The organism is Actinoallomurus acaciae (genome assembly GCF_042429965.1).
In the GTDB taxonomy this organism is placed as follows: Bacteria; Actinomycetota; Actinomycetes; order Streptosporangiales; family Streptosporangiaceae; genus Actinoallomurus; species Actinoallomurus acaciae.
On sequence record NZ_JBHLZP010000007.1, the window covers coordinates 57,053 to 67,207 of the forward strand.

Sequence of the window (10,155 nt, forward strand, 5' to 3'; positions counted from 1 at the left end):
AGGAGGATGACGTGAAGGCTCTCGTCTACCACGGCCCGCGGCAGGTGAACGTGGAGGAGGTTCCCGATCCCCGGATCGAACGGCCGACCGACGTGCTGGTCAAGGTCACGAGCACGAACATCTGCGGATCGGACCTGCACATGTACGAGGGCCGCACCGACGTGGAGCGGGGCAAGGTCCTCGGGCACGAGAACCTCGGCGAGGTTGTCGAGGTCGGAGCGGCGGTCGACCGAGTGAAGGTGGGCGATCGGGTGTGCCTGCCGTTCAACATCGGCTGTGGGTTCTGCAAGAACTGCGAGCGTGGGTTCACCGGGTTCTGCCTGAGCATGAATCCCGGATTCGCCGGAGCGGCCTATGGCTATGCGTCGATGGGCCCGTACAACGGGGGACAGGCCGAGTACCTACGGGTCCCCTATGGCGACTTCAACTGTCTGCGGCTGCCGCCGGACGTCGCCGAGAAGGAGAACGACTATGTGATGCTGTCCGATATCTGGCCGACCGGCTATCACGCCACGGTGCTCGCCGACGTCCAGCCGGGCGAGTCGGTGGTGGTCTACGGCGCGGGTCCGGTCGGGCTCATGGCGGCCTACTCGGCGACTCTGCGCGGGGCGAGCAAGGTGATACTCGTTGACCGGCGGCCCGACCGGCTGGCCCTGGGCGAAAAGATCGGAGCCATCCCGATCGACGACTCCCAGGGCTCTGCCGTGGAGCAGGTCCTGGACCTGACCGGTGGCGAAGGCGCCGACAAGGGGTGTGAGTGCGTCGGCTGGCAGGCTCATGACCCCACCGGTGACGAACACCCGAACATGACGATGAACGACCTGGTCAAGGCCGTGCGGGCGACCGGGGCGATCGGGGTCGTCGGCGTGTTCGTGCCCCAGGACCCGGGTGGCCCGGACACGATGGCGCAACAGGGCCGGGTCGCCTTCGACCTCGGCGCCTTCTTCCAGAAGGGCCTGCGGATGGGGAGCGGCCAGGCCAACGTCAAGGCCTACAACCGTCAGCTGCGGGACCTGATCGCCGCCGGCCGGGCGACGCCGTCGTTCCTCGTCAGCCACGAGCTGCCGCTGACCGACGCGCCCCAGGCGTACGCGCACTTCGACGCCCGCGACGACGGCTGGACCAAGGTCGTCCTGAAGCCGTGACCGGCTCGGCCTCCGGACCGTCCCTGCGGATTCTGGGCGGGCCGGCGATCGTGGACGCGGCCTTCGGATTCCGGCAGACCGCGGTCCTGCCGGCCGCGCCGACGATCGAGCAGGCGTTGAAGACATCCGAGACCCTCTCGGCCTGGCTCGTCTCCGGCTATCTGATCGCCGCCTCGACCGCGTCCCCGCTGTTCGGCAAGCTCGGGGACCGGTACGGGCACCGACGCCTGCTCATCATCGCGTTGGCCGTTTACCTGATCGGTGCGGTGGGCGCGGCGCTCACGCCCTCGATCCAGGCGCTCATCTGCAGGGAACCGGCGGCGTGGTGCTCCCCTCTCGCCGGAATCGCCGGGCTCACCGGTGCCTTCGGCGTCGGTGCCGCCGCCGGGTCCGTCCGGGGCGCCAGCCGACGCCGTCGGCTGGCGCTGGATCTTCTGGCTCGGCGTATTGATGGTCTCGGGCGGGCTGGCGGTCGTGCGGATGCTCGTCCCGGAGTCGAAGGTACGCACGCGGGCGAGGACCGACCTGCCCGGAGCCCTTCTGCCGTCGGTGGGACTGGTCGGCGTACTCGTTGCGATGACCATCGTGCCTTCTTCGGGATGGTCATCGCCTGCCATGCTCGGCTCGGCGATCATCGGGATCACCGAGCTGGCCGTCTGGGTCTGGCGCGAGCCGCGGGTGGACGAGCCGTTGTTGAATCCGGCGCTATTGACACGGCGACCGCTCCTGCCGGCGAACACCGCGACGGCCGTTGCGGGTTTCGTAGCGTTCTCCACATACTTCGTTGTGCCGCATCTGGTCGAAGGACCGGATGGGGTGAAGCACGCGGCGTACGGATTCGGCGCCGACGCGGCCGAGGCGGGGCTCTTCCTGCTTCCGGCGGCCGCCGGTCTGGTCCTGATGGGGCCCGTCAGCGGTCGGCTCACGCGCCGGCGCGGGGCGAAACAGCCTCGTCGGCGGTGGGATGGGCGGGTAGGTCGTGGCGGCACTGCTCGCCGCGATTGGCGTCGCTCTGTGCTCTCGCGTTCATCGGTGCCGGAACGGCACTCGCGGTCCCCGGCCCCAAATCAGCCTTAGTCCCAGGTCAGAAGCCTGTTGAGCCGCCCGGACGGGTTCACGACGCCCTCGACGGGCAAGCGTCTGGATGAGGCCGACCCCTGACCGGGGTTCGGCCGTACGCCTCCAGCGGATCACCAAGGCTTCGGTGCGTTGAACTGACGGAAAGGCGGACGACTGTGAAGATGGTGAGCAGACTCGAGGACGCGGCCAGGCTGGACCGGGCGGTCAAGCCGGTGCAGAAGGCGGCGCGACGATTGCGGCCAGGGCGGGTCCGTGACGTTCTGCATGGGGTGTGGCTGGGGCATCCGGTCCATCCGATGCTGGTGCAGGCGGTGATCGGGTCGTGGGCGTCGGCGGGCATTCTCGACCTGTGGCCCGGCGACGGGCGTGGCGCCCGGCGGCTGGTGGGGTTCGGACTGATCGCCTCGGCGCCCGCAGTGCTGGCCGGTACGGCCGATTGGTCCGAACAGCATGAACAGCAGATGCGGGTCGGCCTGGTGCACGCGCTGGCCAACCTGAGCGCGGTCGGCCTCTACAGTGCGTCGCTGGCCGCACATGCGAGGAGCCTGAGCCGCACACTACGTTACGCCGGTCTGGCCGCGGTGGGGATCGGCGGGCTGCTCGGCGGCCACATCTCTTTTCGGCAGCCCGGTGGCGCGAACCACGCCGAGTCGGTACCGCACCTGGTCGAGCCCGACTGGCATGAGCTGGTCGCGATCGACGAACTCCCGGAGGGACGCCCGGTGCGCCGGCTGCTGGGCGAGGTCCCGCTGCTGGTCGTACGTGAGGAGGAGAGCGTGTGGGTGCTGGCCGACCGGTGCAGTCACCTGTCTGGACCGCTGTCCGACGGGGCGATCGAGGACGACTGTGTCACATGCCCGTGGCATGGAAGCGGCTTCCGGCTCCGGGACGGCGTCGTCATACGGGGGCCGGCAGCCGCTCCCCAACCGGCGTTCGAGACCACTGTCGTCGACGGCCGTCTCCACGTACGCCTTCCCGGCGCGGGCTGACCCCAGGACAGCGGGCCCGCCTGGGCCGGGCATGGTGTCCGGGACGGTGACCCACCCATGAGCAGACCACGGATACAACCGGTTGTCTGGCGTGCGCCCCGGCCTCCGCGAAGCGGCCCGCGCGATCGGTTCTCGCCATCGCGGCTGATCCGGCTACCCGCGAACGGCCCGGAGGACGTCGTCGTCGACAGGCAGGGGGATCTGCTGACCGGTGTGGCGGACGGGCGGATCCTACGCGTCGATCCGGACAGCGGGCGGAACAGCGTGGTAGCCGACACCGGTGGCCGCCCGCTCGGTATGCACCTGATGGGCGATGACGAACTGCTGGTATGTGACGCGGAGCAGGGGCTGCTGCACCTGGACCTGCGTACCGGCGGTCTTCGGACGCTGCACGCCGTGCCGTTCGCGAGCAACGCCGTCGCCGACCCCGACGGCACGATCTACTTCACGCAGTCGAGCCGCCGGTTCGGCCTGGCACACTGGCAGGGCGACATCCTGGAGCACTCCGGCACCGGACGGCTTCTGCGCCTGAGCCCGGACGGGCAAGTGGACGTGCTGCTGGATGACCTGCAGTTCGCTAACGGGGTGGTACGGATCGCGGATGCCGCCGTCGTCGCGGAGACCGGCGCGTACCGGCTCACCCGGCTCTTCTTGTCCGGCCACCGCGCCGGACAGCGGGAGATGTGGGTGCCGAACCTGCCCGGCAGCCCGGACAACCTCGCCATGGGGCCGGACGGGACCCTCTGGGCCGCGCTGGCCAACCCACGCGATCGGCTCCTGGACCTGGCGCTGCGGTGCCCGCCCATCGTCCGCAAGGCGATCTGGGCGCTGCCGGACCGGCTGCTGCCCGGCCCCCGCCGTACGGTGCGGCTCGTCGGCGTCGACGGCGACGGGCGGATCAGCCACGATCTATGCGGCCGGATCGACGGTTTCCGGATGGCCACCGGGGTCGCGTCCTACGGAGGGCACCTTTACGTCGGCAGTCTCGTCTCCTCCGCGATCGCGGTACTCGAGGCTCCGCCGAACCGGCCTCAGACCGTCCGGTGACCAGAGCTCAGTCCGTGGACAGGGCCTGGAGCAGGTCGCCGACCTGGGGATCGGGTAGTGCGCGAGCGACGTCGGCCTGGGCGACGACGGCGATGAAGGTGCGGCCGTTGATCGCCGGGAGGCGGCGAAGCTCGTGGTCGGTCGTCAGGCGCAGGATCTCGTCGTGTCGATGGTGACCGCACGATGTCGCGGTCGGTCGGCATTCAGCACGGACTCGTAGTCGCGTACGCACTCGGCTCCACGGGTCATGATCTCTCGCGCGGTCGTCACGGCGTTCTCCTCACTCGTCGCTGTACCGGCTCGACCGCCGGCGCTGCTTCGCATGACCCTCGTGACGCGGGAACCAGACATGGTGCCTCCCGCGGCCCGTGGCCGATCGTCACTTGGCCTGGTCGTCCATGGTGATGGGCCCCAGTGGCCGGTTGGCGGGGCCGTCCAGCAGGGTGCCGTCAGCGGCGAAGCGAGAGCCGTGGCAGGGGCACTCCCAGGTGCGTTCGGTGTCGTTGAAGGCGACCAGGCAGCCCCGGTGCGGGCAGGCGGCCGAGAGCACGGTCAGGTTTCCGTGCTCGCCTCGGTGGACCGCGCACGGCCGCCCGCCGATGGTCACGACCCGGCCCCCGCCCCTGGGCACGTCCTCGATGGAACCGGTCGCCGCGTCGACCCGGTCACCGGCGTAATGCCCGGCGACGGCGGCGAGGTTCTTCGCTGTCCCAGACGCCTCGTGGATCGGGTGGACGCGTCCCGGGTCGTACAGGTCGGCCCAGGCCGGAGTCCGGCCGGTCAGTAGATCAGCTAGCAGCCGTCCCGTCATCACGCCGTGGCTCATGCCCGAGCGTGCGTATCCGGTCGCGAGGTAAATGTGGTCGGTGCCGGGGGCATGGCCGATCCAGGGGAGGGTGTCGGTGGTCTCGGTGTCCTGGGCGGACCATCGGTGGGTGATCTCGGTGGCGCCGAAGTGCTCGCGCGCCCAGTCGATGAGCCGCTCGTAGCGTTCGGCGACCTGGCCGGAGCCGGGTGCGAAGGCCTCACCGGTGATGAGCAGCAGCCGCCGCCCGTCCGGTAGCGGGGCGGTGCGGACGGATCGGGTGTTGAGCTCGCGGGTGATGTACATCCCGCCCGGGTCCCGGTCGGCGGAGATCGGCGCGGCGACCACGAGCTCCCGTACGGCGCTGAGCCGTGTCGACAGCCTGAGCTGCTCGAACACCGGTGCGAGCGTGGCGACCACCACGTCCTGGGCCCGTACGATGGCGCCGTGCTCGGTGCGCAGCGTGCACGGCTCGCCCTCCTCGATGTCGTTGACGCGGGTGTTCTCGTGCACCAGTCCGCCGTCCCTGACGATCGCTTCGGCGAGCCCGACGAGGTAGCGGCGGGGGTGGAACTGGATCTGGCCCTCGACCCGCAGCGCCCCGGCCACCGTGAACGGCAGGTCGGTCTCGGTGACGAACGACGCGTCCAGCCCGGCGTCCTTGACCGCCTCGGCCTCGGCTCGCAGAGCATCGGCCTGGTCTTCGTCGTCGGTGAAGACGTGGGAGGGGCGGCGTTCGATCTCACAGTCGATGCCGAGCGCCGAGGCCGTCGCCGCGACGTGGTCGACGGCGTTCTGCTGGGAACACGCGTACAGGCGTGCGGCCTCCGCGCCCTGGCGCTCGCGGAGCGGCCGGTAGATCCACGGGTGAGCCGCCGACAGGCGCCCGGTCGTGTGACCGGTGACCGCTGCGGCGATCTGTCCGGCTTCGAGTACCCGCACCGAACGGCCCGCCCGTATCAGCTCGAACGCGGTGGAGATGCCGGCGATGCCGCCCCCGACGACCGCGACATCGATGTCGATGTCCTCGGTCAACGGGGGATAGGAGGTCGCGGTACTCGACTCGATCCAGTAGGAGGCCGCTGTTCCGGGGAGCGTCATACACCACTGTCTGCCCTAAAAGAACGGCCTCTACCGGTCGGCGTGCGTTGTCCCCTTCGCCGGCGGCCATGTTCCTGGCCGCGCGGCGGCGGGTGCCGTCTTGGTTGAGTCATCCGCCGCGGAGCGGGTAGGCGAAGCCGATGAGGCGATGGGCGATCGGGCTGCGGCGCCGGTGGAGCCGCAATGATCAGGTGACCACGGCGGTGAAGGCGACGATCGCTGCGGTGTGCGCCTGGATCGTCGCGCGGTACCTGGCCGGTCACCGGGACCCGTACTTCGCGCCGATCTCGGCGTTGGTGTCGGTTCAGGCGACCGTGGTGCGGTCCGTGCGCGAAGGAGTGAGCTTCGCGGTCTGCTTCGCGCTGGGCGTTGTGGTGGCCGTGGCGAGCGCGGAGTTCCTCGGGCCCGGGCTGCTCTCCCTGACCATCACCTTGCTCGCTGGGGCGTTGCTCGGCGGCTGGCGAGGGTTCGGTGCGCAGGGCATCGAGGTGCCGTTCACCGCGACGTTCGTCCTACTGCTGGGCGGGGCACACCCGGAGCCTTTCGTCCTCAGCCGGCTGGTAGACGTCGCGGTCGGCGTGCCGATCGGGATCGCGGTCAACGCGTTCCTCCTCGCGCCGCTGCACCTCAGATCCGCGACCGACGCGCTGGACCGTACGGCCGACGACATCGCCGCGCTGCTCACCGACATGGCCGATGGGCTCGCTGAGGGCTGGCCGGTCGAGAACCCTCACTGGTACGAACGCAGCCAGGCTCTGGACAAGGCGTTGCGCGACACATTGGGCAGCATGTCGCACGCACACGAGAGCCTCCGGTTGAATCCGCGCGGCACGACCGAACTCCACCGGCCACGACTGCACGAACGGCTGTGGGACTGCTTCGCGGACATCCGCGGAAGCGTCCAGAGCATCGCGCACAGTCTTGACGATGCTTCGGCGAAGGCCGCCGACGAACCGGACACACCCTCCTGGCTCGATGAGGGCTTCCGCGCCGAATACGGCGAACTGCTGCGGAAGGCATCCCTCGTCATCGGACAACGCCTCCACCCGGCGCCCAGGTCCCGGCCCGGCATGGACGAGACCCAGCAGGCTCTGCTCGATCTTCGCCAGGAGGTCAGCACCCGCCCCGAAAGGTCCCGCGCCCCCTGGTACACCCAGAGCCACCTTGTGATCGAACTCAACCGGATACTGACACGAGTCTGCGACGCCATCGACGACGGCGAACGCTTCCCGGCGTCTGTATAGCTGCCCATGCGCGTCCACCGTTCCCCGTTCACGGCGCGGTCGGGTAGGGCCGACGGGCTAGGTCCCCTTGCGACGGCTTCGCCCGAGCGGCCTGGCCAGCGATCCCGACCGGCCTCGTCGGTTCTTCACTCCGATGGAATGTTCAGGCGAAGCTCATCCACCACTACCTTGGCCAGCGCCTCGCATGACGAGCCCTCCTCTCTCGATCGCGTCGCCTCCGGAGCGCCGGCCCCGCATCCGCCCTCACCCTCCTGTACGCGTGTCCGACCCGGCCGTGATGACGCCGTGGTGACGGACCGGAGACGAGCGCCGTCTAGCGTCCTGCTCGTCCGCATATTTACCGTCCGTGCCCGCATCTGCGGCTCGGTCGGCCGGTCTGATCGCGAGGAGTGGTTCATGTTCCGGCACACCGATCACCTGCAGTTCGACGCCAAACCCGAAAAGCCCGATCCCGTGTTCGCGCACAAGCTCCAGGAGCTGATCGGCGGAGCGTATGGCGAGATGACCGTCACCATGCAGTATCTGTTCCAGGGCTGGAACTGCCGGATGCCCGGCAAGTACAAGGACTTGATCATGGATGTGGCGACCGAGGAGATCGGTCACGTGGAGATGCTCGCGATCATGGTCGCCCGCCTGCTCGAAGGCGCCCCGGCCACCGCCACCACCAAGGCCGCGGCCGCCGACCCGGTCGTCGGCGCCGTCATCGGCGGGATGGATCCCCAGCAGGCCATCGTCTCCGGCGGCGGCGCCCTGCCCGCCGACAGCAACGGCTACCCCTGGAACGGGCGCTACATCATCGCCAGCGGCAACCTGCTCGCCGACTTCCGCGCCAACGTCGCCGCCGAGGCCCAGGGCCGGCTGCAGACGGCACGGCTGTACAACATGACCGACGATCCGGGCGTGAAGAACATGCTGAAGTTCAACCTCGCCCGCGACACCCTCCACCAGAACCTGTGGCTCAAGGCGATCGAGGAGCTCCAGACCGACGGTCTGGAACCCACCACCGTCGCGCCCAACGCCCTGTTCGACGAGGAGTACGCCGAACACGCCCAGACGATCTGGCACCTGTCCGACGGCGCCGCCGCCTCCGAGGGCGACTGGGCCTCGGGCCCCCAACCCGACGGCGAACACGAGTTCGCCTACCTGATGGATCCCGAAGCGCTGGGCGACCTCGCCTCCGCGCCCCCTCCCGACCCCAAGCTCTACGCCACCTACGATGGCAGCATGGGCGAACCCAAGGGTCCCGTCCTCGGCACCGAGACCGGCCCCCTGGGCAAGATCAAGAATAAGCTCACCTGAGATCAGGGATGCGGCTCGTTCGGGACAAGGTCATCGATCTTTCGCCACGCCCGGGCCGGGCAGGAAACAGACGGCTGTCGCGACGGGTGTGCGGGCGCGATGACCCTGATCGTGCTGGCGCCGCTGCTAGTGGGCGTCGCAGCCTCCATCGCCCGTGACCCCGACACCGCTCGGACCAACGCGCTCACCAGCGTCCCGACGAGGGAGTGGAACGCATCGTGGACCACGCCGACGCCACGTACCAGCTGATCACCAACGATGCGGGAACGCGATCCTACGTAGAGAAGTGGGTCGGCGGGCGCGGCGAGGAGGAGGTCGGCTACGTCTTCGGCAGCCACACCGTGGAGCGGGGACGCGAGATCTTCGACCGCATCGACGAGGGCGACCCTGAGTACCTGTGACCTGATGCCTCCGTGTCGCCTTCCGCCGCTGTCGAGCGGCACGATCACCATCCAGCCAACCCCCTTTCTGATCCGCAGGGCAGGCCCGGATCCATCAGCGGACCGCGCACGAAATCTGTGAACGGCGCTGAGGAATTGCGCAAGGTTTATCAGCGATTGAAATGGCCACGTCTTTGGGGGTGTTATGAAGACGTACACGATCAACATTTCTGGCGGGGAACGCCACGACGGCGAAAAGCCCTACACCTATGCGCTTGAAGCCGACGACATCGACGCGGCGAAATACGCGGCGTGGATCTTCCACCTGTGGCAGGTCGAAGCAGGGGAAGGAACCGTGCCACCCCACATGTCTGAGGGACACGATGGCAGTGACGTCGTCGTGATCGACTGCGAGGAGTTCCCGTGCCATGCGGGCACGCCGTTCAAGTGCGCGGACCGCTACCACAGGGCTGACCTGGCCACCGGTCATCGGGAGCCGCCCGAGGCATGTACCTGTGCCTTCAACTGGAGCTGGATCTACCTCAAGGACAGCGGCGGGCCGACGCTGCTGGAAGCCGAACGGGAACTGGAAGCGCTCGGTTATGTGAAGCACGCGGCGACACCGCCGGAGGAGACCACGTGGTAAACCAGCCTGAACGGCTGGCCGAGGAGGTGCCCGCGTCCAGCGAGCATCCCCCGCGCAGTCGGTCTTCCCGTGCCGGGCGGAGGAAGAGACCCGGAGACAAGGGCGCCTACAACCCTTGACGGTCCGGCTACTACGAGGGTATCGACCCCCCGACCTTCAACGGCGCGCCCGTCGGTGCGGCCGGCGTCGTCCAGCGCATCGATCGCCTTACCGATCCCGGCCTGGACGCGTGGTCGCTGAGCCCGCCACAGTTTTCCGCAGCGGGCCGGGCAGCGGTTCGCCGCGACGGTACGGACGGTGATGCGGCATTACCTGGCACGCCCGGACCTGGACAAGGTCCGGCACGTCGCCGCGGTGCACCACTCGGTGTGGCTGCACGACGCCATCACCACCGAGATGAGACGGCTGCACGAGCGAAT

General features: G+C 69.1%; 10 protein-coding genes and 1 pseudogene. 9 read left to right on the top strand and 2 right to left on the bottom strand.

What is annotated here, in order from left to right:
* Positions 1-11 precede the first annotated feature (11 nt).
* The 5 genes and pseudogenes from ACFFNX_RS02670 (at position 12) to ACFFNX_RS02690 (ending at position 4,261) form a co-directional block, all read left to right on the top strand.
* Complete coding sequence (locus ACFFNX_RS02670; RefSeq protein ID WP_378194437.1) at positions 12-1,145, top strand: glutathione-independent formaldehyde dehydrogenase; 1,134 nt, start codon at positions 12-14, stop codon at positions 1,143-1,145.
* Between the two features lie 50 nt (positions 1,146-1,195).
* Positions 1,196-1,444: pseudogene (locus tag ACFFNX_RS02675) on the top strand (MFS transporter); the annotation flags it as partial.
* Between the two features lie 76 nt (positions 1,445-1,520).
* On the top strand, positions 1,521-2,222 hold the full coding sequence (locus tag ACFFNX_RS02680) for an efflux MFS transporter permease (protein ID WP_378194486.1): 702 nt from the start codon (positions 1,521-1,523) through the stop codon (positions 2,220-2,222).
* 164 nt (positions 2,223-2,386) lie between these two features.
* On the top strand, positions 2,387-3,214 hold the full coding sequence (locus ACFFNX_RS02685; RefSeq protein ID WP_378194439.1) for a Rieske (2Fe-2S) protein: 828 nt from the start codon (positions 2,387-2,389) through the stop codon (positions 3,212-3,214).
* Between the two features lie 57 nt (positions 3,215-3,271).
* Positions 3,272-4,261: an SMP-30/gluconolactonase/LRE family protein gene (locus ACFFNX_RS02690; protein WP_446678500.1), complete on the top strand. Its 990-nt coding sequence runs from the start codon at positions 3,272-3,274 to the stop codon at positions 4,259-4,261.
* Between the two features lie 7 nt (positions 4,262-4,268).
* Here ACFFNX_RS02690 and ACFFNX_RS02695 read toward each other — a convergent pair whose 3' ends face one another.
* Positions 4,269-4,493 (bottom strand): hypothetical protein, encoded by a 225-nt coding sequence (locus ACFFNX_RS02695; RefSeq protein WP_378194442.1) that lies wholly within the window; start codon positions 4,491-4,493, stop codon positions 4,269-4,271.
* A gap of 147 nt (positions 4,494-4,640) precedes the next feature.
* The gene (locus tag ACFFNX_RS02700; RefSeq protein ID WP_378194445.1) at positions 4,641-6,167 is read right to left on the bottom strand and encodes an FAD-dependent oxidoreductase; all 1,527 of its coding nucleotides are present in this window, start codon (positions 6,165-6,167) and stop codon (positions 4,641-4,643) included.
* 140 nt (positions 6,168-6,307) lie between these two features.
* Between ACFFNX_RS02700 and ACFFNX_RS02705 the strand changes: the two genes are divergently transcribed.
* The 4 genes from ACFFNX_RS02705 (at position 6,308) to ACFFNX_RS02720 (ending at position 9,736) form a co-directional block, all read left to right on the top strand.
* Positions 6,308-7,411: an FUSC family protein gene (locus ACFFNX_RS02705; protein ID WP_378194448.1), complete on the top strand. Its 1,104-nt coding sequence runs from the start codon at positions 6,308-6,310 to the stop codon at positions 7,409-7,411.
* A gap of 396 nt (positions 7,412-7,807) precedes the next feature.
* Positions 7,808-8,710, top strand: a complete 903-nt coding sequence (locus ACFFNX_RS02710; protein ID WP_378194451.1) for a manganese catalase — start codon at positions 7,808-7,810, stop codon at positions 8,708-8,710.
* 206 nt (positions 8,711-8,916) lie between these two features.
* Complete coding sequence (locus tag ACFFNX_RS02715) at positions 8,917-9,111, top strand: hypothetical protein (protein ID WP_378194454.1); 195 nt, start codon at positions 8,917-8,919, stop codon at positions 9,109-9,111.
* A 184-nt stretch (positions 9,112-9,295) separates the two neighbouring features.
* Positions 9,296-9,736 carry a hypothetical protein gene (locus ACFFNX_RS02720; protein WP_378194456.1) on the top strand — a complete coding sequence of 147 codons (441 nt, stop codon included), beginning with the start codon at positions 9,296-9,298 and terminating at the stop codon, positions 9,734-9,736.
* Positions 9,737-10,155 lie beyond the last annotated feature (419 nt).

Bases quoted from the DNA above. Each gene is read 5' to 3' on its own strand.
- ACFFNX_RS02685 (WP_378194439.1), top strand. From the start codon at position 2,387: ATGGTGAGCAGACTCGAGGACGCGGCCAGGCTGGACCGGGCGGTCAAG.
- ACFFNX_RS02690 (WP_446678500.1), top strand. From the start codon at position 3,272: ATGAGCAGACCACGGATACAACCGGTTGTCTGGCGTGCGCCCCGGCCT.
- ACFFNX_RS02700 (WP_378194445.1), bottom strand. From the start codon at position 6,167: ATGACGCTCCCCGGAACAGCGGCCTCCTACTGGATCGAGTCGAGTACC.
- ACFFNX_RS02705 (WP_378194448.1), top strand. From the start codon at position 6,308: ATGAGGCGATGGGCGATCGGGCTGCGGCGCCGGTGGAGCCGCAATGAT.
- ACFFNX_RS02710 (WP_378194451.1), top strand. From the start codon at position 7,808: ATGTTCCGGCACACCGATCACCTGCAGTTCGACGCCAAACCCGAAAAG.
- ACFFNX_RS02720 (WP_378194456.1), top strand. From the start codon at position 9,296: ATGAAGACGTACACGATCAACATTTCTGGCGGGGAACGCCACGACGGC.